Annotated in this window: 21 protein-coding genes and 1 pseudogene; 7 read left to right on the top strand and 15 right to left on the bottom strand. The window is 67.6% G+C overall.

The features are described from left to right. Positions 1-21: 21 nt before the first annotated feature. The 3 genes from CYU59_RS12910 to CYU59_RS12900 are packed head-to-tail and all read right to left on the bottom strand — an operon-like array spanning position 22 to position 4756. Positions 22-1269, bottom strand: coding sequence for a glutamate-5-semialdehyde dehydrogenase (locus tag CYU59_RS12910; RefSeq protein ID WP_292989965.1), 1248 nt, complete (start codon positions 1267-1269; stop codon positions 22-24). A 20-nt stretch (positions 1270-1289) separates the two neighbouring features. Beyond that, positions 1290-2693, bottom strand: coding sequence for a mechanosensitive ion channel domain-containing protein (locus CYU59_RS12905; protein ID WP_292989963.1), 1404 nt, complete (start codon positions 2691-2693; stop codon positions 1290-1292). Continuing rightward, entirely contained in the window at positions 2690-4756 is a 2067-nt protein-coding gene (locus CYU59_RS12900) for an adenylate/guanylate cyclase domain-containing protein (protein WP_292990293.1), read from the bottom strand. The genes CYU59_RS12905 and CYU59_RS12900 overlap by 4 nt, the downstream gene beginning before the upstream one ends. Before the next feature lie 255 nt (positions 4757-5011). Between CYU59_RS12900 and CYU59_RS12895 the strand changes: the two genes are divergently transcribed. Continuing rightward, on the top strand, positions 5012-5869 hold the full coding sequence (locus CYU59_RS12895; RefSeq protein ID WP_292989961.1) for a ribokinase: 858 nt from the start codon (positions 5012-5014) through the stop codon (positions 5867-5869). 7 nt (positions 5870-5876) lie between these two features. Here CYU59_RS12895 and CYU59_RS12890 read toward each other — a convergent pair whose 3' ends face one another. Genes CYU59_RS12890 through CYU59_RS12875 form a run of 4 tightly spaced genes read right to left on the bottom strand, consistent with a single transcriptional unit; the run spans position 5877 to position 9353 of the window. Continuing rightward, complete coding sequence (locus CYU59_RS12890) at positions 5877-6548, bottom strand: DUF2064 domain-containing protein (RefSeq protein ID WP_292989959.1); 672 nt, start codon at positions 6546-6548, stop codon at positions 5877-5879. Beyond that, positions 6545-7219 (bottom strand): glycosyltransferase family 2 protein, encoded by a 675-nt coding sequence (locus CYU59_RS12885; RefSeq protein ID WP_292989957.1) that lies wholly within the window; start codon positions 7217-7219, stop codon positions 6545-6547. The genes CYU59_RS12890 and CYU59_RS12885 overlap by 4 nt, the downstream gene beginning before the upstream one ends. 12 nt (positions 7220-7231) lie before the next feature. Next, positions 7232-8260: an NAD-dependent epimerase/dehydratase family protein gene (locus tag CYU59_RS12880; RefSeq protein WP_292989955.1), complete on the bottom strand. Its 1029-nt coding sequence runs from the start codon at positions 8258-8260 to the stop codon at positions 7232-7234. A gap of 49 nt (positions 8261-8309) precedes the next feature. After that, positions 8310-9353 carry a hypothetical protein gene (locus CYU59_RS12875; protein WP_292989953.1) on the bottom strand — a complete coding sequence of 348 codons (1044 nt, stop codon included), beginning with the start codon at positions 9351-9353 and terminating at the stop codon, positions 8310-8312. A 273-nt stretch (positions 9354-9626) separates the two neighbouring features. Here CYU59_RS12875 and CYU59_RS12870 point away from each other — a divergent pair, with 273 nt between their 5' ends. Genes CYU59_RS12870 through CYU59_RS12855 form a run of 4 tightly spaced genes read left to right on the top strand, consistent with a single transcriptional unit; the run spans position 9627 to position 13531 of the window. After that, positions 9627-10322 (top strand): methyltransferase domain-containing protein, encoded by a 696-nt coding sequence (locus CYU59_RS12870; protein ID WP_292989951.1) that lies wholly within the window; start codon positions 9627-9629, stop codon positions 10320-10322. 19 nt (positions 10323-10341) lie between these two features. After that, a complete protein-coding gene (locus CYU59_RS12865; protein ID WP_292989949.1) occupies positions 10342-11574 on the top strand; it encodes a molybdopterin-dependent oxidoreductase in 1233 nt (410 codons plus the stop codon). A gap of 1 nt (position 11575) precedes the next feature. Continuing rightward, positions 11576-12121, top strand: coding sequence for a hypothetical protein (locus tag CYU59_RS12860; protein WP_292990290.1), 546 nt, complete (start codon positions 11576-11578; stop codon positions 12119-12121). Between the two features lie 54 nt (positions 12122-12175). Further along, positions 12176-13531 (top strand): hypothetical protein, encoded by a 1356-nt coding sequence (locus tag CYU59_RS12855; protein ID WP_292989947.1) that lies wholly within the window; start codon positions 12176-12178, stop codon positions 13529-13531. 12 nt (positions 13532-13543) lie between these two features. On the opposite strand, the gene CYU59_RS12850 is transcribed toward CYU59_RS12855, so the two are convergent. The 3 genes from CYU59_RS12850 to CYU59_RS12840 are packed head-to-tail and all read right to left on the bottom strand — an operon-like array spanning position 13544 to position 18078. Further along, positions 13544-15586 (bottom strand): NAD(+) synthase, encoded by a 2043-nt coding sequence (locus CYU59_RS12850; protein ID WP_292989945.1) that lies wholly within the window; start codon positions 15584-15586, stop codon positions 13544-13546. A gap of 50 nt (positions 15587-15636) precedes the next feature. Beyond that, on the bottom strand, positions 15637-16821 hold the full coding sequence (locus tag CYU59_RS12845; RefSeq protein ID WP_292989943.1) for a PPE family protein: 1185 nt from the start codon (positions 16819-16821) through the stop codon (positions 15637-15639). Between the two features lie 48 nt (positions 16822-16869). Beyond that, positions 16870-18078, bottom strand: a complete 1209-nt coding sequence (locus tag CYU59_RS12840) for a PPE family protein (RefSeq protein WP_292989941.1) — start codon at positions 18076-18078, stop codon at positions 16870-16872. 411 nt (positions 18079-18489) lie between these two features. Here CYU59_RS12840 and CYU59_RS12835 point away from each other — a divergent pair, with 411 nt between their 5' ends. Then, the gene (locus tag CYU59_RS12835) at positions 18490-19338 is read left to right on the top strand and encodes an NAD-dependent protein deacetylase (RefSeq protein ID WP_292989939.1); all 849 of its coding nucleotides are present in this window, start codon (positions 18490-18492) and stop codon (positions 19336-19338) included. Here the strand turns inward: CYU59_RS12835 and CYU59_RS12830 are convergent. Beyond that, positions 19335-20596: pseudogene (locus CYU59_RS12830) on the bottom strand (cytochrome P450). The gene CYU59_RS12835 and the pseudogene CYU59_RS12830 overlap by 4 nt on opposite strands. Before the next feature lie 100 nt (positions 20597-20696). On the opposite strand from CYU59_RS12830, the gene CYU59_RS12825 reads away from it, so the two are divergent. Continuing rightward, the gene (locus CYU59_RS12825; protein WP_292989937.1) at positions 20697-21335 is read left to right on the top strand and encodes a TetR/AcrR family transcriptional regulator; all 639 of its coding nucleotides are present in this window, start codon (positions 20697-20699) and stop codon (positions 21333-21335) included. On the opposite strand, the gene proB is transcribed toward CYU59_RS12825, so the two are convergent. The 4 genes from proB to rplU all read right to left on the bottom strand — a co-directional run bounded on the left by proB (position 21332) and on the right by rplU (position 24551). Continuing rightward, on the bottom strand, positions 21332-22438 hold the full coding sequence (gene proB / locus CYU59_RS12820; protein WP_292989935.1) for a glutamate 5-kinase: 1107 nt from the start codon (positions 22436-22438) through the stop codon (positions 21332-21334). The two genes, CYU59_RS12825 and proB, sit on opposite strands and share 4 nt — an antisense overlap. Then, complete coding sequence (gene obgE / locus CYU59_RS12815; protein ID WP_292989933.1) at positions 22431-23876, bottom strand: GTPase ObgE; 1446 nt, start codon at positions 23874-23876, stop codon at positions 22431-22433. Before obgE ends, proB begins: the two co-directional genes overlap by 8 nt. Positions 23877-23963: 87 nt before the next feature. Next, entirely contained in the window at positions 23964-24227 is a 264-nt protein-coding gene (gene rpmA / locus CYU59_RS12810; protein ID WP_292989931.1) for a 50S ribosomal protein L27, read from the bottom strand. Positions 24228-24239: 12 nt separating this feature from the next. Next, a complete protein-coding gene (gene rplU / locus CYU59_RS12805) occupies positions 24240-24551 on the bottom strand; it encodes a 50S ribosomal protein L21 (protein WP_292989929.1) in 312 nt (103 codons plus the stop codon). Between the last annotated feature and the right edge of the window lie 124 nt (positions 24552-24675).

Here is a 24675-nt window from a genome sequence, read left to right as displayed (position 1 = left end):
TGGTCTTTCTCCTCAGCTATGTCAGACCTGGCGGGTCTGGCCGTCTCCCCAGCCGATCCACTTGGTCGAGGTCAGTTCGGCAAGGCCCATCGGGCCGCGGGCATGCAGCTTCTGAGTCGAGATGCCGATCTCGGCGCCGAACCCGAACTGCTCTCCGTCGGTGAAACTGGTCGAGGCGTTGACCATCACCGCAGCTGCGTCGACGCCTTCGGTGAACCGTTGCGCCGCAGCCATATTCGACGTCACGATGGCCTCGGTGTGCCCGGTGCCGTATTCGTTGATGTGCGTGATGGCCGCGTCGACCCCGTCGACGACCGCGACGGCGATCTCCATCTCCAGGTATTCGCGGCGCAGGTGGTCGTCATCGGGATCCAGGTGGACGGTCACACCGGCGTCCTGCAGCGCGCCGATCAGTCGCGGCATCGCCTGGTCGGCGATCGCCCGGTCGACCAGCAACGTCTCGGCGGCATTGCACACACTTGGGCGACGGGTCTTGGAGTTCAACAGGATTCGCTCGGCCATGTCGAGATCGGTGGCGTCATGCACGTAGACATGGCAGTTGCCGACGCCGGTTTCGATGGTCGGCACCTGCGAGTCGCGGACGACCGCGTCGATCAGGCCGGCTCCTCCGCGGGGAATCACCACGTCGACCAGTCCCCGGGCTTGGATCAGGTGTGTCACCGAAGACCGGTCGGCGGACGGCAGCAGTTGTACGGCGTCGACCGGCAGGTCCTCGCCGTGCAGGGCGTCGCGCAACACCGCGACCAGCGCCTCGTTGGAACGCACCGCGGAGGCGCTGCCGCGCAGCAGCGCCGCGTTGCCGGACTTCAGCGTCAGGCCGAACGCGTCGACGGTGACGTTGGGCCGGCCCTCGTAGACGATGCCGACGACACCGAGCGGGACGCGCTGCTGGCGCAAAGCCAGCCCGTTGGGCAGCGTGTAGCCGCGCAGCACCTCGCCGACCGGGTCCGGCAGGCCGGCGACCTGGCGCAGGCCAGCCGCAATGCCCTCGACGCGCTTGGGGTCCAGGGCGAGCCGGTCGATCATCGCGGTCGGCGTGTCAGCGGCACGGGCCGAGCGCAGATCCTCGGCGTTGGCCGCCAGGATGCGGTCGGTGTTGGCCACCAACGCGTCGGCGGCGACAGCCAGCGCCTGATCCTTGGCTACGGTCGGCAACGAGGCCAGTATCCGAGCGGCCACCCGGGCCCGTCGCGCCGCGTCGTGCACCTGCCTGCGCACATCGCTCGCCGACAAGGTGTGCACACTCATCGATCCAGGGTAGCGGGCAACTAACGCCGGGGTGAGACGACCCCGATCGACGATGTTTCTTTGCGGCGGTCCTCGATGATCCTGCCCAATTCCTGTAGCAGCAGCGGTGCCCGCATCACGAGATCCTCGATGTACTCCCGGTCGATCTCGAGTGCCGTCACTTCCTCCAGCGCGTAGGCACCGGAGAGACTCGGCTGCCGGGTCAGCGTGCTCAACCCGAGGAAAGAACCCTCTTCCAGCAGGCTCAGCGGCGTCACCGAACCGTCGTCACCCGCCGAGGTGCGCCTAATGCTGCCCTTGATGACGAACGTCATGGCGGTGGGCACTTCACCGGCGTATTGCACGATCTCGTCGGTGCCATACCGAATCAACTTCGCGTGCGGGATCAGCAGCTGCTGGTCGGCGAGGCTGAGCCGCAGGGCGGGTGCCACCACGTCCCGCATCGCCGACTGCACCCTCGCCGCCGTGGAGTAGTCGTCGGTGGCGCCGTCGAGATGCAGGCCCTCACGCCGGGCCGCGTACCAAATCCAGCGCAGGAAGGTCGCTTTGGCGACGCCGTCGTCGGCCGGAGACTTCAAGGCGATGCTCACCTCGTACGCGCCGGAGCCAGTTGCCGAGGATGTCGGCGCCACATCGGCCCTCCGCTGCGGCAATGCCTGAGCTACCCGAATCAGGAGGAGGCGTACGCGGTCGGGCGGGTCATCGACGGAAAACATCGTGCTGATCGACAACTTGTGCGCCCCCGGCGGACGGCTGAGGTTGGTGAACGACGTCGCGGCCAGCACCGAGTTCGGCGTGATCTGTAAACCGTGGCCGGTCTGAATGTGTACCGCGCGCCAGTTCGCTTCCACGATGCGGCCGCGCGCGGCGGGAGTGTCGAGCCAGTCCCCGATTCGGAATGGCTGCTCGAACAACATGAACAACCCGGACACGATCTGACCGACGGAGTTCTGCAGCATCAAGCCGATGACCACGGACGTCACGCCCAACGCGGTGAACAAGCCACCGACGCGCACTCCCCAGACGTAGGAGAAAATCAGCGCCAGGCCGACGGCGATCAGTAAAAACCTTGTGACGTCCCGGAATATCGTCGGAACCCGTTGACGCCAAGAGCCCTCCGGCGCCCCGTCGAACACCGTCGCGTTGAGGCCTGAGAGAAGCAGAAGCAGCACCACGAACCCGAATACCGTTGCCAGCACACGTACCGAGTCGATGTCGGCAGGTATGCCGGCCACCTTGACCAATAGCAGCAGCAATGCCGCCAGCGGCACCAGGTAACTGCGCAGCAGATAGACCGGCCTGGCCAACGGGCTGGCCCGGCGCGACAGGAAGTGTTGCCATTCGGTGAGACTCACCAGCAGCAGCGGCAACCCGACGGCCAGTCCGATGGCCCAGTACAACCAGAAGGGGTCGGGGACGGTCACTTTCGGTCCGCCAATCGCCAGATCTGCTGCTCGGAACCTCCGACGGTAACGGTCCCGGCGGCGGTGAACTGCCGGAGATCACGCATCACGTCATAGACGTCCGCGGTGACGAATATCCCCGGTTCCGTGGCCCCGCTGCGCAACTGGTGTGCCAAGTTCACAGCAGCACCCCACATGTCGTAGATGACGCTGGATCTGCCGACCAATCCGCTGATCACATTGCCGGTGTTGATGCCCACCCGCAGGCTGAGGTGGTATCCCCTGCCGCTGTTGAAGCGCTCGATGATGCGCTGCATTTCGACGGCGAAGTCGATCGTGCGCGGCACACTGTCCAGTCGTGGAACGTTCAGGCCGCAGCTGGCGAGATAACCGTTGTGCACTGTGCGAATCGGTTCGACGCCCAGGGTTTCGGCTGCGGAATCGAGTTCGCGGACCAGCTCGTCGACGATGCCGACCAATTCTTCACCCGACAGGTCATCGACATTCTCGTCGAGCCCGATGATGTCGGCGAAGATGACCGTCACGTCCTGATGCTCTTGAGCGATGGTCTGCTCGCCGTCACGGTAACGCTGAACTACGGTTTCAGGCATCAACGACAGCAACAGCCGATCGTTCTCCGCGCGCTGTTCGGCGAGCAAACCTTCTTTGATCTCGAGATTCCGGCTCATCTCGTTGAAAGCCTTGGTGAGATCGCCGATTTCGTCACGCGATGTCACCGGGATGGCGACGTCGTAGTTTCCGGCGCTGATCTCCTCGGCGCCGGCCTGCAGCCTGCGCAGCGGACGGACGAATCGCTGGGCGATCAGCATCGCGAGTACACACAGCACAACGACCATTGCCGCCGCCGTGACCACCAGCGTGCGGGTGAAGGCCACTACCCGCGCGTTGGCCTCTTCGCTGTCCCGGGTCGCCAGAATCGACCAGCGCAGATCGGAGTTCGGAATAGTCACCGGCGCATAGGCCGCCAACTCGCGCTCGCCCAGATAGCCGGTATCTGTGACTGTTCCGGACCGACCTTTTTGAGCCGCCCGGAAAGCCGGGGTTTCGACCGGTTGCACCAAAGTCGTGCCGTGCCAGCGGATCGCCTTGGCGACGACCTCGGGCGGGGTGCCCGCTGCGACGGCGTCGCGTTGATACCGCTGGGGATCCTCGAGGAACAGCCGTGAGTCAGACCGCATCAGCCCATCCGGTCCGGCCAGGAACGTCTCCGCCGTGGCACCCATGCCCGCAGCTTTCCAGTGCTGATCGGCGGTCATGATCCGGTTGACTTTCGAGATCGGCAGCGGGAGCGCCATGACGCCGTCGGTCTTGCCTGCCACTCCGATTGGCGATACCAGCCAGGCAATCGGCATCCCTGCGGCGGCCTGGAATGTCTGGAAGTCGGTGATCCACACGAAGTCGACCGAGTCGGCGGCCATCGCCTTTTCGTAGGCGCCGCGCAGATTCGACGAGCGATACGGGCCGGTGAGGATGTTGGAGCCGAGCGCAGGACCCTTGTTGACGTTGTAGACCACGTTGCCGCGAGTGTCGAGCAGCATGGCGTCGCGGTATTCGAATCGGGTGGCGATTTCGCGAAAGTAGCCGTTGAAGCGCGCATTCGCCGCCGACCATGCGCTGCCGTCACCGGCGTCTTCGGGTGCCGGCGACTTCTCTGACGCCCGGATCGTGTAGTGCGCTTGAAGATATCTCTGCGCGTTGCCGGTCGGCAGCACTGCGGGCAGGTCCAGTCTGACGCCGGTGGCTTTCTGGATCGGCTCGATCAACGTGTCCAGGTAATAACTCTCCAGTGCCTGCTGCTGGCCGGGATCGCCTGGTGCGTCGGCCAATTGGTCGAATCCCGCGGTAAATGCCTGCACCGCTTCGTCTGCCGTGTACCCGCGACTGTAGATCGCCAGCGAATTGGTCAAATCGGCGAACAACATTTCTATGGCCCGTTTCTGGGCTTCGCGCAACTGCGTCATGCGCTCGGCGGCGACGGGCATCAGGGTGTTGCGGCCGGACACGTATTCGACCACGCCGATCACCGCCAGCGACGCCAGGCTGGAAACCAGCAGCATCACCATGATTTTCGACTGGATGCTCAGTCCGGCCGGCCGCCGCCGACGACGGCGCCAGCCAGATTTCGCCGGCACCGTTTCATCGTGCGGTGCCGGTTCGGCTGAGCCTCGCGGCGTCAATCGGCATCCTTTCGCAGCCGGGCCGACAAGCCCAGATCACGCAGCAGGATATCGCCTCCGCAAGGGCGAAAACGGATTTGCCGAAAACCGTTATCAACACGACGTTTGTATATCCGAACGGTTCTACCTAGCGTCGGCGACATGACGCGGGTGTGTGTGGTGGGCAGCGTGAACATGGACCTCGGGTTCGAGGTCGAAACGCTGCCCCGCCCGGGCGAGACGGCACTGGCGATGTCGATGCGCTCGGCGCCCGGTGGCAAAGGCGCCAATCAGGCGGTGGCCGCGGCACGCGCAGGGGCGGACGTGCAATTCGTCGGCGCCGTCGGAGACGACACGGCGGCCGGACAGTTGCGCGACCACCTCGAGGAGAACGGCGTCGGCACCGACGCCCTGATCACCGTCGCCGGGCGCAGCGGAAACGCTGTCGTCGTCGTCGAATCCAGCGGCGAGAACCTGATCATCGTCGCCCCGGAGGCCAACGGCCGGCTGGCACTGGACGCGGCGGCGCTGGGTGACATCGTCGCCGACGTCGATGTGTTGTTGCTGCAGTTGGAGATTCCAGTCGCGACTGCGGCGGCGGCCGCCCGGGCCGCGCGGTCGGCCGGTGTCACGGTCATTCTCAACGCGTCACCGCCGGGTGGCGACGACGCCGAGTTGGCGCAGCTGGCCGAGCTGGTCGATGTTCTGGTGGTCAACGAAACCGAAGCCGCGCAGTGGAATTGGCCGGTACCGCAACGCGTGACCACGCTGGGTGCGCGCGGCGCCGCTTACACCGGCGACGGCGTGGAGTTCGAGGTGGCTGCGCCCGCGGTGGATGCGATCGACACCGCCGGCGCGGGCGACGTGTTCGCCGGTGTGCTGGCAGCCACTTGGGCCGCCGGACCGGGCCGCGCTCTGCGCCGGGCCTGCGCGGCCGGGGCGCTCGCGACGCTGGTAGCCGGCGCCGGTGACTGCGCGCCGGATGCCGACGCGATCGACAAGGCGACGGCGCCGGGCTGATGACGGTCTAGAGTCCAGCGGCGCGGGTGACCCGCGCGAAGCGGCTGGCGTGATCGCAGGCATCGCGCACCGCGGCGACGTCGTCGACGACGTCCACGTCGGCCAGCGTCGCTACGGTGGCAACTTCGATACCCTTGTCGCGCAGAGCTTTCGCTGTGAGGTCTCCGGTGTCCGGTTGCGACATCGGAACGCCACGGAGGTGTTCGGCCGCCGTCGGCGCGTCCAATCCCAGGATCCACCAACCGCCGTCGCGCGCCGGACCCAGCACGGCCGGCACCTGCAACAGGCGCTCCGCACAGTCGGTCAGCAGCTCGGCGCTCACCTGCGGAGTGTCCATCCCGATCTGCAACACGGGACGACCTCCGCCCGCGTCACCCGCGTCGGCGTGCGCGTTGGCCAGCCGGTCGGCGAAATCGTCACCACGCTGCCCGACCACGGTGAAAGACTCCAGCCGCCTGCGGATCTCGGTGCTGCAGGACGCGGCGTCCAAGTCACCGGTGAGCGCGACCACCCGCGCGGCCACCGGCGCGGCCGCCGCCGCGTCCAGGGTGTCGAGCAGTGCCGCAGCGGCGATGTCGGCGGCGACCTGATCGCCGACGGTTGCGGCCAACCGGGTCTTGGCTTTGCCCGGCTCGGGCGCCTTGGCCACGATCAGCAAGGTCACCGGAAGTGTGCTCACGAAATCACCTTCCAGAAGTCGAAGATCGCCGTGATGCTGCCCCGCAACGATCCGCTGACTTTCGACTTTCCGCCCGTGCGTGGGCCGTAACTGACGTCGAATTCGGCAACCCGCCATCCGGCCGCGGCGGCGCGAACCAACAATTCCAGCGGATAGCCCGAGCGGCGGTCGAGCACACCGAGATTCAGCAGGTCCTCCCGCCGTGCGACCCGCATCGGCGCGATGTCGTGCACCGGCAATCCGTGCCGGGTTCGCAGTCGCCAGCTCATCACCACCGTGCCCAACCGGGCGACGAACGGCCAGTGCAGACCGGGCACCGCGCGGCGCCGCCCGGTCGCCAGGTCGGCGCCGCTCTCGACCGCGGCTACCAGCCGGGGAAGGTCCGCGGGATCCATCGACCCGTCGGCATCGATGACCGCGACGATCGGGGTGGTTGCCGCGACCACCCCGGCATGCACCGCGGCGCCGTAGCCCGCTTGAGGTTCGAACACCACCGTGGCGCCGTGCCGTCCGGCCACCCCGGCGGTGTCATCGGTGCTGTTGTTGTCGACCACCAGGGTCCGGTAACCGGCCGGTACGGCCGCGAGTACCGCAGCCAGCGACTCCTCTTCGTTGAGACACGGAAGCACCACGGTGACCCGGTCGGCGGAGTCCGGAAGATGTTCTGGCATCAGCGAATACCGTTACCGTAGCGGCGCGAACGCGAAGTGGCGCAGACCGTCGCGCGGATCGATCGCGGCACGAAAATTCAGCACCTCCGCGGCGCGGGCCGGGTCGGCGACGATATGGCGCACATCACCGTGGCGGTACTGGCCGGTGACCTCCGGGGACAGCGCAGTGTCGCGGGCGTCGCACAGCGCGGCCGCAACCTCCCGGATCGAGATCGGTTGGCCGGAACAGACGTTGACCGCGGTGAAGCCCTCCCGGTCGGCTGTGGCAGCGACGTTCGCGGCGGCGACGTCGTCAACGTGCACGAAGTCACGCATCTGTCCGCCGTCCTCGAATACCTTTGGTGAATCCCCCTTTTCGAGTGACGAACGGAAGATCGCCGCGACCCCCGAGTAGGGCGTGTCGCGCGGCATCCCCGGGCCATAGACGTTGTGGTAGCGCAGCGCCACAACCGAACCGCCCGTCGACTCCGACCAGGCCAGCGCATAGTGCTCCTGGGCGGTCTTACTCGCCGCGTAAAGGCTGCGCGGTCGCAGCGGAGCGTCCTCGTCGACCAGCCGCCAGTGCAGTTCTTCACCGCCGACCGGACAGCGATGCTCGAACACCCCGGCGTCGAGGTCGGCGCGCCGCCGCGGTTGCGGGTCGACCGGACCATGGTCGGGACAGGCGTAGCCGCCCTGCCCGTAGACCACCATCGACGAGGCCAGCACCAGACGTCGGACTCCGGCGGCGAACATCTCGGCCAGCAGCACCGTGGTGGCCAAGTCGTTGTGACCGCCGTAGGCGGGAGCGTCCGCGGCGTTCACCCCGGCCCCGACCATTGCGGCCTGGTGGCAGACCAGGTCGACACCGGAGAGCAGCGGCGCCAGCGCGGATCCGTCCCGGACGTCGACGTGGTGGCAGCCGGCGGGTAGGCGCGCGCCGGGAGCGTGCGCGGCGGGCAACAGCAGGTCGACACCGACAACGTCGTGCCCGGCATCGCGCAGCGCCTTGTCCACCCTCGAACCGATGAAACCGGCGGCCCCCGTCAACAGAATTCTCACTGCAGATCCGCATCCTTTCGCTGCTGCCGACCGTAGCCGGGTCGCTCGGTCAACGTGTCGGCAGCAGTTCGGGGCCGATGATCTGCAGCCCGCTGTCGCCGCCGGGGGCACTGCCCGTCACCAGCACCGCGCCTCGACGCGGGTCGACGGCCACCGAATTGGGCTGTCGGATCGTCGGCACATCGGTGAGTATCCGCGGGGTGGCCGGATCGGAGAGATCGACCACCCGCAGCCTGTTCGATGCCGTCAGCGTGACGTACAGACGACGTCGCACGGCGTCGTAGGCGAGCCCGTACGGCTTGCCCGGAGCGTCGACCGTCGCGATACGGCTGAGCTGCGGGCCGACGCGCTCGATGACGACGGCGCCGCCGTCGGTGTCGGCGAAGGCCGCCATCTCCTCTCCGACCGCGGCCGCGTGCGTCAGCTTCACCCCGACCGGGCCGTGGGTCAGCAATCGACGCGTCGACCCGTCGTAAACCCACACCCCGTTGCCCTGCACGTCGGCTACCGCCGCCCGGTCTCCGACCGCCGCGATGCCACCGGGTTGAACTGGACCGGCGGGCAGTGAACCCCGCACCGCGCCGTCGCGCACGAACACCACCCCGCCGCCGTGCTCGTTGGTGACCACGATCGTGCCGTCGGCCGTCTGCGCCGCATCGTGTGGTTGCCGCCCGACGTTGGCCACGGTGAATGTCACCCGGCCGTCCGCAAGGCTCATCGCGGTCAGCGTGTTGGAGCTCTCCAACGGCACCAGCACCGGCCCGTCCGGTCCGCCCAGGCTCAGATGCCGCGCCGCCCCCACCGTCCGGATGGTCTCGCGGACGGCCCCGGTGACGGCGTCGACTAACGCGACTCCGTCCGGATTGCGCACGGCCACCGCTGCGATCCCGGACGTCCCGACGACGACACCCTCGGGTGCGTCGCCGACCGGCACCACCCTGCCGAGCGGGGGCACCGTCGCGGGGCCGGCGGTCGCGGGTTCGGCCGGCGGCGTACGCGCGGGCGAGACAACCGGCGTCGGCGGCCCGGCGCCACACCCGGCGGCCAGCAGGCCGATCGTCAGCAGACAGATCGACGCCGGCCGTGAGCTCATCACTCCACTGTGCCCGACCTCGACCACGGGAAGCGGCGGATCCTACAGCTCAGCGGGCTGTGCAGCCAGCCCGAGCTGGGCCGGGACGCGCTGCGATGCGCTTCCGGCGAGACTCGCAGCGGAGCGACCGTGGACGGGCTACCGCGCGTTTCGTGGAGGTTTCGAAATCCTGGCTCCGGCAATCCTTCGATCCGTCGGTGTCGAATCGCATTAAAAGCACTGTGCACAAATCGGCGAACGGGAGATGGATGTTGTCAAGATTCGCGGGCCGCGATGACAACTGAAGCCGTGGCCGCGTCGGTGTGGTCGGCCGATGTGATCTACCAATCGGCCGCGTCGGGCAGTTCCTGCTGGTCACGTAACCATCTTGGGCATCGTCGCGAGCTACCGATGTCGCGTTGGATGGGCGGACTGACCGCTACCCCCGACGACCGGCTGGCCGACGAGCACGTGTTGCAGCAATGCTCGTCGCGCCCGACTCTGGACATGGGCTGCGGGCCCGGGCGATTCACCGCCTGGCTGCAGGAGCGCGGCCTCCCCGCGCTGGGCGTCGACAGTTCGGCGACCGCCGTGCAGATGACCCGGCAACGGGGTGGCACCGCGATTCACCGCGACGTCTTCGGACCGCTGCCCGCCGAGGGGTGTTGGGCGCAGGTGCTACTCACCGACGGCAACATCGGCATCGGGGGCAATCCGGTCCATACGCTGCGCAGGACCGCGCGGCTGCTTGCCGACGGCGGCACCGTCATCGTCGAGATCGATTCCCCCACATCCGAATCCTGTTACGAATGGCTCCGGTGGGAAACCGATGACTATCTGGGTCAATGGTTTCCGTGGTCCCGTGTCGGAGCGGTCGAGCTCGGCGACATCGCGCGGGCCGCGGGTTTCTGCGTCACCCAGGTCAGCACCATCCACGACCGGATGATCGCGGTGCTGACCTTGACGACTCGCCGCGGCGCGAACCATTAGCCGTCCACCCGGGGCCCGGATGCTGCAGCGATGGCGTAGTCCGCTCCGGGGACCATGGCTGACCTCGGTGTTCGGTTCGGTGCTGCTGATCGCCCTGCCCATCGTCGGGCTGACCGGGCTGTTGTCGTACATCGCCTACGGCCCGCAATTCGGCCAGGCCATCCCCCGCGATGTCGGATGGCTCAAGCTGCCGACCTTCGATTGGCCGAGCCGGCCGTCGTGGCTCTATCGGTTGACCCAGGGTGTGCACGTCGGGCTGGGTCTGATCATCATTCCCGTGGTGCTGGCCAAGCTCTGGTCGGTGATGCCCCGGCTGTTCGCGTGGCCGCCATTGCGGTCGATCGCACAGTTGGTGGAACGGCTTTCGTTGCTGATGCTGGTCGGCGGCATCGTCTTCGAACTCGCCACCGGCGTGCTCAACATCCAGTACGACTACATCTTCGGCTTCAGCTTCTACACCGCGCACTATTTCGGAGCCTGGATCTTCTTCGCGGGCTTCGTGATTCACGTCGCGATCAAGATCCCGAAAATGGTCGCCGCGCTACGTTCGATGTCGTTTCGGACGGTATTGCGCACCGCACGCGCCGACACCCGCCCGGAGCCCCCGGATGTCGACGGGTTGGTCGCCGCTGATCCTGCGCCGCCGACCGTCAGCCGTCGCGGCGCGCTGGCGCTCGTCGGGGGTGGCGCGGTCTTCGTGGCCTTGCTGACCGCCGGGCAGACCATCGGCGGCGTCACGCGCCGCGCCGCGCTGCTGCTTCCGCGAGGTCGTGTTCGGGGTTCGGGCCGTAACGATTTCGAAGTCAACCGGACCGCGCTGGCCGCCGCGATCAGCCCCGCCGATGTGGGCGCCAACTGGCGACTGGAACTGCGCGGCCCGGCCGGGAGCCGGCTGCTCGACCGGGCCGCTCTGCTGGGCATGCCGCAGCACACCGTCGACCTGCCCATCGCCTGCGTGGAGGGGTGGTCGACCACGCAGACGTGGAGCGGGGTACGGCTGCGCGATCTGGCCGCCTTGGCGGGACTGACCGACGCCCGCGCGTCCGTTCGCTCCGTGGAGCGCCGCGGCGGATTCAACCGCGCCGTCTTGACGGCCGGCCAAGTCGGCAACGCCGACGCACTACTCGCCCTCCGCGTCAACGGCGCGGACCTGTCCATGGATCACGGTTATCCCGCACGCATCATCGTGCCCGCGCTGCCGGGCGTCCACAACACCAAGTGGGTGCGGCTCATCGAATTCGAGCGTGCCTGAAATGCGCTGGCTGACAGCAAAATTCACCGGATTCTACGGCAACGATCCGCTGCATCTGCTCGGCACCATCGCGGCCTGGGCTCTCGCCGGATATGTCATCACAAAGCTTGGTCCGCATGCCTTGTGGAACCACAAGGTGTGGTGGCAGTCGATTGGTGTGTGGTTTCTCGGCGCCATCGTCGCGCACGACCTGATCCTGTTTCCGCTGTACGCGTTGGCGGACCGCTCGGTAGTCGGTGCGCTTGCGGCCATCCGCAAGTTCCGGCCCGCGCGCACTGAGCACAGGGCGGCGGTGTCACCGCTCAACTATGTGCGCGTACCCGCGCTGGCGACCGGGTTGTCATTGCTGCTGTTCTTTCCCGGCATCATCGAGCAGGGGCAGTCCAGCTACGTCGCAGCCACCGGCCAGGATCAGCAACCGTTTCTCGGCCGCTGGTTGCTGTTGGTCGCCGCACTGTTCGGCACGAGCGCGCTCGCGTACGCCGCCCGACTCGGGTTGGCGGGCCGCCGCCGGACGGATACCGGGACGAGCACGCCGCCGCTGTAGCGGGCGGGTCAGATCCGGTGACCGACGGTGGTGGGAGAACATGACGGAGTGGAAGTGAAACTCGCACGCCGCGACGTCTTGGCGATGTCGCTGGCAGTCGTCCTGGTAGCGGCGGCATTCACGGTTCCGCACCTGCACCTGGGCATCGTGACCCCGCTGATCCACAGCTCGCCGAAGACCATCCACGACTTGGCCGACGTCGCCCCGCTGTTCGGCTGGTGGCGCCTGCACGTCGGCTGGGGCACCGTTCCGGCGATCGGGCTCGGCCTTGCGGCTGTGCGCTGGGGCCCCAGCCTGGCTCAGCGATTGTCTTGGCGCACACTCACACTCGTCACCTGGCTGACATCGTGCGCCTGGGCGTTTGCGCTGGCCATGGTCGACGGATGGCAGCTCGGGTTTGCGGGACGACTGGCCGCGCGCCACGAGTACCTGCGGCAGGTGCCGACGGTCACCGACATCCCGTCGATGCTGCGGACCTTTTCGAGTCGCATTCTGGACTACCAGCCGGACTCCTGGATCACCCATGTGTCGGGCCACCCGCCCGGTGCGTTGCTGACCTTCGTGTGGCTCGATCGACTCGGGTTGGGCGGTGGCGCGTGGGCGGGAGCGCTCTGCCTGCTGGTGGGGTCGAGTGCGGCGACGGCGGTGATCGTCGCTGTTCGCGCTGTGTCCGACGAGTCGCTCGCGCGGATGGCCGCGCCGTTCGTGGCGGTCGCGCCGACCGCGATCTGGATTGCCGTGTCCGCCGACGGGTACTTCGCCGGCGTCGCGGCCTGGGGCATCGCGCTGCTTGCGTTGGCGGCCAGTCGAACCGTGCGCCGGCCTGTTGCCGCGGCGCTCGGGGCGGGGCTGCTGCTGGGCTGGGCGGTCTACTTGAACTACGGGCTGGTGTTGACCGGCCTGCTGGCACTGGCCGTGCTGTTCGCTGTGCGCGACCGTAGGTCCGCGGTGACGACGGCGGCGATCGCCATCGGAGCGGCATTGGTGGTGGTAGCCGCGTTCACCGCAGCGGGCTTTTGCTGGTTCGATGGCTACAACCTTGTGCAGCAACGCTATTGGCAGGGGATAGCGAAGATCAGGCCGTTCCAGTACTGGGGTTGGGCCAACCTCGCCTCGGTCGCGTGCGCCATCGGTTTGGGCAGCGTCGCCGGTGTGGGCAGGGTCTTCGGCATCGCCGCGATCCGCCGGCGGTCCGGCTTGCACCTGTTGGCGCTGGCGGCCATCACCGCGATACTCAGCGCCGACCTCAGCATGCTGAGCAAAGCCGAGACCGAGCGGATCTGGTTACCGTTCATGGTGTGGCTGACCGCGACTCCGGCGTTGCTGCCGCGCGCATCTCAGCGATGGTGGCTGGCCGCGAACATCGTCGGCGCTCTGGTCATCAACCACGTCATGCTGACCAACTGGTAGCCGGCGGCCGCCTCAGTCCTCGGGAACGTCGCGTTCGATCGCGTCGAGCCAGGCACGAGCCGACATGTCGGACGGAGCGCGCCAGTCGCCGCGCGGCGACAGTGCCCCGCCCTGGGAAACCTTGGGCCCGTTGGGTAGAGCGGACCGCTTGAACTGGCTGAACGAGTAGAACCGCTGCACGAAGACCTGCAGCCAGTGCCGAATCTCTTTGAGCGGGTACGACGGACGCTTGTTCTCCGGGAACCCCGGGGGCCAGTTGCCACTATCTGAATCACTCCAGGCGTGCCAGGCCAGGAACGCGATCTTCGCCGGCCGGAAACCGTAGCGCAGTACCTGATACAGCGAGAAGTCTTGCAGCGCATACGGTCCGACTTTGGCTTCGCTACTCTGCAGTTCCTCGTCTTCACCGGCGGGCACGAGTTCTGGAGTGATCTCGGTGTCGAGCACCGACTGCAGCACCGCGGTCACATCCGGCGGGAACTGCCCCGACAGGTTCACCCAGCGAATCAGGTGCTGGATCAGCGTCTTTGGCACACCGCCGTTGACGTTGTAATGCGACATCTGATCGCCCACACCGTACGTCGACCAGCCCAAGCCGAGCTCGGACAGGTCGCCGGTGCCCAGCACGATGCCGCCGTGCTGATTGGCCAGCCGGAACAGATAATCGGTGCGCAACCCGGCTTGGACGTTCTCGAAGGTGACGTCGTAGACCTTCTCGCCGCGCGAGAAGGGGTGGTCCATTTCCTTGAGCATCAGCGCCGCGGTCTCGGTGATGTCGATTTCGGCGAAGGTGACCCCCAGCGCGCGGCACAACTCGATCGCGTTGCGTTTGGTGCGCTCACCGGTGGCGAAGCCCGGCAGGGTGAACGCCAGAATGTCGCTGCGCGGCCGGTCCTCCCGATCCATCGCGCGCGCGGCGACGATCAGTGCGTGGGTCGAGTCGAGGCCCCCGGAGACGCCGATGACGACCTTGGGGAAGTTCAAGGCCCGCAACCGCTGCTCGAGCCCGGACACCTGGATGCTGTACGCCTCGTAACAGTCCTGCTGCAACCGGTTGACGTCGGCGGGCACGAACGGGAAACGCTCGACGTGGCGGCGGAGCCCGATGTCACCGGCCGGCGGGCCGAGCCGAAAGTCGATCCGCCGGAAAGCTTCTGCCGAGCCGCGGTGGTGGCGCCGGTTGTCGTCGAAGGTGCCCATCCGCAACCGCTCGGCGCGCAGCAACTCGAGATCGACATCGGCGATGCTGCGCCGCTCTCCCTTGGGAAAGCGCTCCGACTCGGCCAGCAACGCACCGTTCTCCCAGATCATGGTCTGGCCGTCCCACGCCAGGTCGGTAGTCGATTCACCTTCTCCCGCAGCCGCATACACGTAGGCGGCCAGACACCGCTGCGACGCCGAACGTGCCAGCAGCGACCGATCGTCGGCGCGACCGATCGTGATCGGGCTGCCGGACAGGTTGGCCAGCACCGTGGCCCCCGCCAGCGCCGCTTCGGCGCTGGGCGGGATGGGGACGAACATGTCCTCGCAGATTTCGACGTGCAGGACGAAGCCGGGCAGATCAGTTGCCTCGAAGAGCAGGTCCGGGCCGAACGGGGCCCGCGTCCCGGCGACCCGGATGGTCCCGCGCTCGTCGTCGCCCGGCGCGATCTGACGGCGCTCGTAGAACTCGCGGTAGGTCGGCAGATACGACTTGGGGACCACACCCAACACGGCACCGCGGTGGATCACCACGGCGGTGTTGTAGATGCGGTGCCGGTGCCGGAGCGGCGCGCCGACCACCAGCACCAGCAGCAGCCCGCGCGAGGCGGCGACGACCTCGAGCAGCGCTTCCTCCACGGAATCCAGCAAGACATCCTGCAGCAGGATGTCTTCGATGGAATAACCGGACAGCGTCAGCTCCGGGAACACCGCCAGGGCCACACCGTCGTCATGGCATTGCCGGGCCAGCCGCAGCACCGAGTCGGCGTTGGCCGCGGGATCTCCGATCGCGGCGTGATGAGTACACGCGGCGACCCGGGCGTACCCCTGGCTGTAGACGTTGTAGAAGTCCATGACAAATCTATTGTCGCCGCACCGTCGAATATTCGGTAGCGGAACCCCGGTCAGCCGCCGGGAGCGGGACGCGGCATCCGGTAGCGGCGATCCCTCATCCGGAACACCGTGTTGTCGCCGCGCCGTGCACCGGCGTTGTTCAACGGGGCCATCGCCGGCACACCGGTGTGACCCGCCGACGCCGGCTCCTGCGCCCACGGCGGCAACACCCGGACAGCTGGCTCGGCCGCCTCCACCGGCTCGACCGCGGCGCTGTTCTGCGAGGCCAGCGTCCAATTCGGCGGAGTGGACAAGCCGCCCACCGAGACCGCGCGACCCGCACCGGCCAGCACGGGCTGCACCTGGCCCGACTCCAGCGCAGCCTGCGCCGCGGCGCCGTCCAGAGGTGCCGCCAATGCGGGCAGCAGCTGGCTTTCGACTTTGCTCTCGGTCAGCTGAGTGACGAAAAGTCCGGCTTGGAACGTTGCAAACGGTATTTGGTAGGCCGGAACCAGCGGCCCGGTGAGGATGTTGAAGGTCTCGAACGCGGCAATGATCGGCGAGCTGGTGGCGTCGGCCGCCACGGCGTTGCCCGCTCCGGCCGAGGCCAGGCCCTGCAACTGCTGCGGGACCGCCGCCAACAACTGGGCGAATTCGGTCGCGGATTGCCCGGCCGCCGATCCCACCGCATCCGAGGTCACCGCGGCCTGTGCTGCCGATCCGGCCGGATTCGTGGTCTGCGGTGGCTGCTCGAAGGGCGACAGTGCGGTCGCCGACGACGCGGTGGCGGCGTAGGTGTACATCGCCGCCGCGTCCTGTGCCCACATCTCGGCGTAGGCGATCTCGTTGGCGGCGATGGCCGGCGTGTTCTGCCCGAAGAAATTGGTCGCCACCAGCAGCATCAGTTGGGCGCGATTGGCCGCGACGACGAACGGCGGGACGGTCGCCGAAAACGCCGCCTCGTAGCCGGCGGCGGCGGCGCGGGCCTGACTCGCGGACTGCCCGGCCTGTGCAGCGGTGGCGCTCACCCAGGCCACGTAGGGCGCAGCAGCCGCCACCATGGCCGCCGAGGATGCGCCGGACCAGCTCTGCCCATGCAACTCCGACACCATGGCGGAGTAGCGGGCGGCGAACGTTTCCAGTTGCGCGGTCAGCGCGTCCCAGGCCGCCGCCGCAGCCATCATCGGGCCCGAGCCCGGGCCGGTGTACATCCTGGCCGAATTGATCTCGGGCGGCAGCACCCCGAAATCAAACATCACATCCCCTCTGCGAATTCGCTAACGCTGCAACACAACCGGTTTCGGCTAACCACCCTGGAACGGACGCGGCATCTTGAAGCGACCCGTCGGCACCCGCAGGATGTTGCTCACGGTCGGACGCGACCACATGCCCGGCTGCTGGGCCATCCCCAACATCGGCGCCGCACCCGGCGCACCGGCCATCTCCGAGGACGCCGGGACCGCTCCGAGATCCGCCTCCGACAGCCACTGCGGAGTCTCGACAGCACTGGCGATCGGGGTTGCCGAGGCCCATGTCTGCGGGACCGAAAGGCCCCCAATGGGTTCCGCCTGTCCGACACTCGCGAGCACGGATTGCTCGGCGGCTCCCAATCCCTGCGCTCCGGCTCTGGCAGCGTTCGCCGCACCGGCCGCACCCGCACCCTCCTCGGCGATCTTGGGCAGGTCCTCGGCCTGGATTCCGGTCCGGTAGAGCGCGGTGAAGAAGCTGCCGGCACTGGTCGCCGTACGACTCAGTGCAGCAGTGAGGTTCGTCGGACCCGACAGGGTGTTGAAGTTACTGAACGCGGTCAGCACCGGATCGGCGAGCGGATCGGCCGGTGCGGCTGCCGGTGCGGCGGCCGCGAAGTTCTGCAGCTGCTGCGGCACGGCGGCCATCAGCCGGGACAAGCTCGACTGGGCTTGCGTCGCACCGGAATTCCCGGCAGCTTGGGCGACGGCCGCGCTCTGCGCCGATTGCCCAGTCGCCGTTGTCGTTTCGGGAGGGCGGGTGAACGGCGTCAACGAGGTTGCCGCCGAAGACGATCCGGCATAGGCGTACATCGCCTGAGCATCCTGCGCCCACATCTCCGCGTAAGCGGCTTCGTCAGCGGCAATTTGCGCCGTGTACTGCCCGAAGATGTTCGCCATCACCAGGGCCGTGTAGTGCGCGCGATTGGCGGCCACCAGGGCCGGCGGCACCGTCGCGGCGAAGGCGGATTCGTAGGCCGCCGCGGCCGCTCGCGCTTGCATGGCCGTCTCCTCAGCCTGTGCCGCCGCGGCCGCGATCCATTCGACGTAGGGTGTGGCTGCTGCCGCCATGGCAGCCGAGGCGCCGCCGGCCCACGCCTCACCCAGCAGACCCGACACAACGGCCCCGTAACCCTGTGCGACACCGTCTAATTGGCTTGCAACAGCCTGCCAGGCGGATGAGGCCGCCATGATCGGGCCGGAGCCCGGACCCGCGTACAGCCGGCCCGAATTCACCTCGGGCGGTAATGCTCCGAAGTCGAGCATTTGCGTTACCCCTTTCTCTCGGCCACAGCCACGGAAGGTCCGCTGCCACGCAGCCGGATGTAGCTCACGGGGGCGTAGCCGGGGTACCGCACCGGGCTCGGAGGACTACCGGGCAACCGCTGGTAGTGGTCCATGCGATCAGCGCATTCCCCGCGATGCGCCGCAGCGTGAGCAAAGCCCCACTGACCGGATCGCCAACCCCTTCCGGCTACCAGGGCAGCCGGCAAACGCCACAGTTTTCACAGTAGCCTTCAGAATGGGCCAACTAGCTTCCACATATCGAATACATGTAAACGCTTTGGCTCACCGTGATTCGCACGCCGTGACGAAATCGCCGTCGCGTCGCCGCTGCTATGGGCGCCGGCCTGCGACGACAGCGGATCGCCTGGATGAATCCGTACCCTCGATGAGGTGACGGCAGTGCATGCGGAAGCTCCCGAATTGGTTGCTGCCCTCACCGGTCGCCGCGTTGCGGTGCTGACCGGCGCGGGCATGTCGACCGACTCCGGCATTCCCGACTACCGCGGCCCCGATTCACCGCCGAGCAACCCGATGACGATCCGGCAGTTCACGTCGGACCCGGTGTTCCGCCAGCGGTACTGGGCCCGCAATCACGTCGGGTGGCGGCACATGGACGACACCCGGCCCAACGCCGGTCACCGGGCCTTGGCCGCGCTCGAGCACCTCGGCGTCGTCAGCGGCTTGATCACGCAGAACGTCGACCTGCTGCACACCAAGGCCGGCAGCGCACACGTGATCAACCTGCATGGCACTTACGCGCAGGTGGTCTGCCTGAGCTGTGGCCACACCATGAGCCGCGCGGCGCTGGGCCAAGAACTGGATGCGCTGAACCCCGGATTCACCGAACGCGTCGAAGCGATCGGCGGCCTGGCTGTCGCGCCCGACGCAGACGCCGTCGTCGACGACACCGCATCGTTCCGCTATGTCGACTGCCCAGCCTGCGGCGGCATGCTCAAGCCCAACATCGTGTACTTCGGCGAGAGCGTGCCCAAAGACATTGTCCAGCAGGCATTTTCGATGGTCGAGGATGCCGATGCGCTCCTGGTGGCCGGTTCGTCACTGACGGTGTTCTCCGGTTACCGCTTCGTACGGCACGCAGCGGCCCTCGGCATGCCGGTCGCGATCATCAATCGCGGGCCGACCCGCGGCGACGACCTGGCCACCGTCAAGGTCGAGGGCGGCTGCTCAGAGTTACTGACCCTGCTCACCGAGGAGCTGGCCCCCGCGGCCGTCGACTAGAACGTGCAGGGCATGCTGCGGATGCCGTGGATGAAGTTGCCGGCCAGGTATGCCGGGTCTCCGGCCTGAATGTCCGGCAGCTGGTGCAGCAGCTCGCCGAAGATGGCCCGCAGCTGCGCCCTGGCCAGGTTCGCGCCAAGGCAGAAGTGCACGCCGCCGCCACCGAAACCGACATGCGGGTTGGGGCTGCGACTCAGGTCGAGGCGCTCGGGATGGGTGAACACGTCGGTGTCGAAGTTGCCCGACGAATAGAACATCACCACCTTCTCGCCGGCGCGCACACTCTGACCGCCGATCTCCACATCCTCTGCGGCCGTGCGGCGGAACGTCATCACCGGCGTCGCCCAGCGGATGAACTCCTCGACGGCTCCGCCGATCCGGTCGTCGAAGTCCTCCAACAACCAAGCCCGCTGGTCGGGGTAGTCGGTCAGGGCTCGCAACGCATGGCTGGTGGTCTGGCGGGTGGTGTCGTTGCCGGCCACCGCGAGCAACACGAAGAAGGCGGCGATATCGGCATCGGCCAGCCGATCGCCGTCTACCTCGGCGTTGACCAAGGCGCTGAGCAGGTCGTCACCGGGATTTTCGCGGCGCTCGGCGGCCAGACCGAAAGCCACCTGATGGATGTACATCTGTGCCTCGAACAACACCTCCAACGGCGGGCGGCCGTTGAGATAGATCGGGTCGGCCCACGAGACCATCGCGTCGGCGGCGTGCGCTACCTTCTGCCGCTCGGCTTCGGGGATCCCGACCATGTCCGAGAGCGTGCGGATCGGCAACTCCTTGGCGCAGCGCTCGACGAAATCGACCCCGGTGCCCGCGTCTTTGAGCTCCTCGACGATGGTCTTGGCGTTCGCCTGGATCGAGTCCTCGATTCGTCTGACCTGCCGTGGGGTGAACGCGGCGCTGACGAGCTTGCGCAGGAAGGTGTGCCGGGGCGGATCCATCGCCAGGAACGACTGCGACGCCTCGAGCAGCTCCTCGGGGACGTTTTCGAACATGACGCCCTTTTACCCGAAAGGAACGACTCGTTGTCGCGGCTGATCGCCACGATGTCATCGCGGCGGGTGACAGCCCAGTACCCGGGATCGTCGGGGTCGGGCAGTATCGCGTCCTCGACCGGCGGGTGCCAGCTGACCGGCCGGTCGGCGCGCAGCTCCGCGAACACCTGCTCGCGCTCCTGCGCGCTGGTCGACCAGAAGGCGCGGGAGGAGAGGTCGATGGGGTCGTAGGGGCGAGGGGTGGCAGCCGTCGCTGTCATAAGCGGATCCTCCATCGGATATGACACCGGTCACAGTTCCGGAACACCGACGACCCTAGAACTAGACAGAGTGTCTAGTCAAGGTGTCATACTGTCGCCCATGCCGTCAGTAACCCGCAAGCCGCAGGCCAAGCGGCAGGAGCGGCGCGAGCAGATCGAACGCCGGCTGCTCGACGCCACCGAGCGACTGATGCGCGACGGCGCCAGCTTCACCGAACTCAGCGTCGACCGGCTCTCCACCGAGGCGGGGATGTCGCGGGCCAACTTCTACATTTATTTCGAGGACAAGGGCGACCTGCTGCGACGGCTGGCCGGCCAGGTGTTCGGGGACCTCTCCGACAGCGCCGAACTGTGGTGGGGCGTGGCTTGGCGACACGATCCCGGCGATGTCCGCGCCGCGATGGCCGGCATCGTCGCCGGCTACCGCCGACACCAGCCGGTGTTGGTCGCACTCAACGAGATGGCGGGCTACGACCCGCAGGTGGCGGCAACCTACCGCGAACTGCTCGACGGAATCTCGAAGCGGCTGACACAGGTGATCGAGGACGGCCAGGCCGACGGCTCGATCCGCCGCGAGCTACCCGCGGCGACGACGGCCAGCGCACTCAGCTGGATGGTCGAGCGAGCATGTCAGCAGAATCTGCCCGGCAGACCGCCGGAGTACGACGTCGAGCTGACCGCGACGCTGACCGAGATAGCTTGGGGGGCACTGTATCTCGTGCCAATAGTTAGGGGCTAGACGGCCACGAGGTCGTCGGCGTGCACCGCGGGCCTACGTAGCTCGGCGGGAAGCTCGGACGTCGACCGGCCGATCATGGTGGCCAGTTCGGCGGCATCGTAAGCGACTACCCCGCGGGCCACCAGCTCCTTGTCCGGGCCGTTCAGATCGACGACGTCGCCGCCGTGGAAACGCCCGTCCAGCGCAGTGATACCTGCGGCCAACAGCGAGCGACGTTGACCCAGAACGGCATTCACCGCGCCCTGGTCCAGGGCCAGCGCGCCGGCGGACTCCGCGGCGTAGCGCACCCAGAACCGGCGCGCCGACATCCGGCTGGGCCGCGGCGCGAACACGGTGCCCACCGAGGCGTCCGCCAGGGCGGCCTCGGCGTTGGCGGCGGCCGCCAACAGCACCGGAACGCCGGCGTCGGCGGCCAGCAACGCCGACGAAAGCTTGGATGCCATGCCGCCGGTGCCCAGGTGGCTGCCTTGCCCGGCAATCACGCCGGCCAAATCGTCCGGCCCGGAAACCTCTGCGATGAAGCGACTTTCGTCGGACTTACGCGGGTCGGAATCGTAGAGTCCGTCGATGTCGCTGAGCAGGACCAGTGCGTCGGCGCCGACCAGATGCGCCACCAGAGCCGAAAGGCGGTCGTTGTCGCCGAACCGGATTTCGTTGGTGGCCACCGTGTCGTTCTCGTTGACGATTGCCACCGCGTGCAGCGCGCGCAGCCGGTCGAGGGTGCGCTGAGCGTTGTTGTGCTGCACCCGCATCGAGACGTCATGCGCGGTCAGCAGCACCTGGCCGACGCTGCGCTGGTAGCGGGCGAACGCGGTGCTCCAGGCGTTGACCAGGGCAACCTGACCGACGCTGGCCGCGGCTTGTTTGGTGGCCAGGTCGGTGGGCCGCTTGTTCAGCCCGAGCGGTTCGATGCCCGCGGCGATCGCACCCGACGACACGATCACGACGTCGGAACCGGATTTCATCCGCGCTTCGATGGCATCGGCCAGCCCGGCCAGCCGGCTCGCGTCGAACATGCCGGTCGGGGTGGTCAGTGCGGTGGTGCCGACCTTGACGACGACGCTGCGCGCGGTCCGAACTGCCTCGCGCGCAGGACTATTCACTCGGTCCGCTTTCACGACGCTGCTTGCGTGCCGCCTTGCGCTCGTCGGCGCCGATCCGATCGTTCGGATCCAGACGCGTATCGGTGCCGCGTCGAGTCATGAGAGTGTCGACGCCGGCTGGTGTCAGCGGCTCCCAGTCGAAGGTGACGTCGCCGATGGTGACTGCGCAACCGGGGCGGGCGCCCAGTTTCATCAGCTCGTCTTCGACACCCAGGCGGGCCAGCCGGTCGCCGAGATAGCCGACCGCCTCGTCGTTGTCGAAGCTGGTCTGCGAGATCCAGCGTTCGGGCCGCCGGCCGCGGACCACGAATCCACCCTGGCCGTCGGATTCCACCGTGAAACCGGACTCGTCGACCGGCACCGGACGAATCACCGGACGTCGCGGTACCACCTCCGGCAGGGCGGCCTGATAGGCGGTGACCATGTCAGCAAGCCCGAAGATCAACGGCTGCAGCCCTTCTCGAGCCACCGTAGACACGGTGAACACCGGCCAGCCACGCTCGGCGATCTCGTCGCGGACGAACTCGGCCATCTCGCGGGCCTCGGGAACGTCGATCTTGTTGAGCACCACCGCTCGTGGGCGCTCGATCAGGTCGCCCAATGTCGAATCCCCTTGCAGGGTAGGCGTGTAGGCGGCCAGCTCGGCTTCCAGCGCGTCGATGTCGGAGATCGGGTCGCGGCCGGGTTCGAGAGTCGCGCAATCCACGACGTGCACCAACACAGCGCAGCGCTCGATGTGGCGCAGGAAGTCCAGACCGAGGCCGCGGCCCTGCGAGGCGCCCGGGATCAGGCCCGGCACGTCTGCGACGGTGAACGTGCGCTCCCCCGCCGAGACCACACCGAGATTGGGCGCCAGCGTGGTGAACGGGTAGTCGGCGATCTTGGGCTTGGCCGCCGAGATCGTCGACACCAGAGAGGACTTACCCGCCGACGGGAACCCGACCAGGCCGACGTCGGCGACGGTTTTGAGCTCGAGGGTGAAGTCCCGCTCCTCGCCCTTCTCGCCCAGCAGCGCGAATCCGGGAGCCTTGCGGGCCCGCGACGCCAGCGCCGCGTTGCCCAGTCCACCGCGACCGCCGGCGGCCGCTTCGAAGCGAGTGCCGACGCCGACCAGGTCGGCCAGCATGCGGCCGTCCTCGTCGACTACGACGGTGCCGTCGGGAACCTTGATTTCGAGGTCGGGAGCCGCAGCACCGGAGCGGTTGCCGCCCATCCCCTGCTTGCCGGATGCGGCCACGACGTGCGGGTGGAAGTGGAAGTCGAGCAAGGTGTGCACCTGCGGGTCGACGACCAGCACGATGCTGCCACCACGGCCACCGTTGCCGCCGTCGGGCCCGCCGAGGGGCTTGAATTTCTCGCGGTGGACCGATGCGCACCCGTTGCCACCGGAGCCGGCGCGGGCGTGGATGACGACGCGGTCGACAAACCGAGGGGCCATCGGAGAGTCCTTTCAATCGCCGAGTGTGGAGACTGCTGCGAGGGAACGGCCTCAATCTCGCAGTGGTTTCACACTCGCGAGAGAGACCTACTCCGGTTGCGAGGCCAAGACGATGTTGACCGTCTTGCGGCCGCGCTTGACGCCGAACTCGACAGCGCCGGCAGCCTTGGCGAACAGGGTGTCGTCGCCACCGCGGCCGACGTTGACGCCGGGGTGGAAGTGGGTGCCGCGCTGGCGGACGATGATCTCGCCGGCCTTGACGACCTGGCCGCCGAATCGCTTCACGCCCAGTCGCTGCGAGTTCGAGTCGCGCCCGTTGCGTGAGCTGGAAGCGCCCTTCTTGTGTGCCATGTCTGTCGCCTCCTACTTGATTCCGGTGACCTTCAGGACCGTCAGCTGCTGACGGTGGCCCTGACGCTTGTGGTAGCCGGTCTTGTTCTTGAACTTGTGGATGCGGATCTTGGGGCCCTTGGTGTGCTCGAGCACCTCACCGGTGACGGCAACCTTGGCCAGCGCGGACGCTTCAGAGGTGACGGTGGCGCCGTCGACCACCAGGGCCACCGGCAGCGACACGCTGGCGCCGGGCTCGGTGTCGAGCTTCTCGACCTTGACGACGTCACCGACGGCAACTTTGTACTGCTTACCGCCGGTCTTGACGATTGCGTAGGTCGCCATGGTTACGTCTACCTCTTCTTCGTGCTGGTCTCGCGCGCGCGAGTGAAGCGTGCGCGGGCTTGTCGGGGGGTGTCGGCCAGCTACTTGTCCCACCTGGCAGGCCAGCGGGCCTGGCGACAACTGG

This window comes from Mycobacterium sp. (assembly GCF_002863225.1).
Classification (GTDB): Bacteria; Actinomycetota; Actinomycetes; order Mycobacteriales; family Mycobacteriaceae; genus Mycobacterium.
This window is presented reverse-complemented; position numbering and strand designations above follow the sequence as displayed.

Excerpts from the sequence above, each read along its gene's own strand:
- CYU59_RS12910 (WP_292989965.1), bottom strand. The coding sequence starts at position 1,269 with ATGAGTGTGCACACCTTGTCGGCGAGCGATGTGCGCAGGCAGGTGCAC.
- CYU59_RS12900 (WP_292990293.1), bottom strand. The coding sequence starts at position 4,756 with ATGGTGATGCTGCTGGTTTCCAGCCTGGCGTCGCTGGCGGTGATCGGC.
- CYU59_RS12895 (WP_292989961.1), top strand. The coding sequence starts at position 5,012 with ATGACGCGGGTGTGTGTGGTGGGCAGCGTGAACATGGACCTCGGGTTC.
- CYU59_RS12885 (WP_292989957.1), bottom strand. The coding sequence starts at position 7,219 with ATGCCAGAACATCTTCCGGACTCCGCCGACCGGGTCACCGTGGTGCTT.
- CYU59_RS12875 (WP_292989953.1), bottom strand. The coding sequence starts at position 9,353 with ATGAGCTCACGGCCGGCGTCGATCTGTCTGCTGACGATCGGCCTGCTG.
- CYU59_RS12870 (WP_292989951.1), top strand. The coding sequence starts at position 9,627 with ATGACAACTGAAGCCGTGGCCGCGTCGGTGTGGTCGGCCGATGTGATC.
- CYU59_RS12865 (WP_292989949.1), top strand. The coding sequence starts at position 10,342 with ATGCTGCAGCGATGGCGTAGTCCGCTCCGGGGACCATGGCTGACCTCG.
- CYU59_RS12860 (WP_292990290.1), top strand. The coding sequence starts at position 11,576 with ATGCGCTGGCTGACAGCAAAATTCACCGGATTCTACGGCAACGATCCG.
- CYU59_RS12850 (WP_292989945.1), bottom strand. The coding sequence starts at position 15,586 with ATGGACTTCTACAACGTCTACAGCCAGGGGTACGCCCGGGTCGCCGCG.
- CYU59_RS12845 (WP_292989943.1), bottom strand. The coding sequence starts at position 16,821 with ATGTTTGATTTCGGGGTGCTGCCGCCCGAGATCAATTCGGCCAGGATG.
- CYU59_RS12840 (WP_292989941.1), bottom strand. The coding sequence starts at position 18,078 with ATGCTCGACTTCGGAGCATTACCGCCCGAGGTGAATTCGGGCCGGCTG.
- CYU59_RS12825 (WP_292989937.1), top strand. The coding sequence starts at position 20,697 with ATGCCGTCAGTAACCCGCAAGCCGCAGGCCAAGCGGCAGGAGCGGCGC.
- obgE (WP_292989933.1), bottom strand. The coding sequence starts at position 23,876 with ATGGCCCCTCGGTTTGTCGACCGCGTCGTCATCCACGCCCGCGCCGGC.
- rpmA (WP_292989931.1), bottom strand. The coding sequence starts at position 24,227 with ATGGCACACAAGAAGGGCGCTTCCAGCTCACGCAACGGGCGCGACTCG.
- rplU (WP_292989929.1), bottom strand. The coding sequence starts at position 24,551 with ATGGCGACCTACGCAATCGTCAAGACCGGCGGTAAGCAGTACAAAGTT.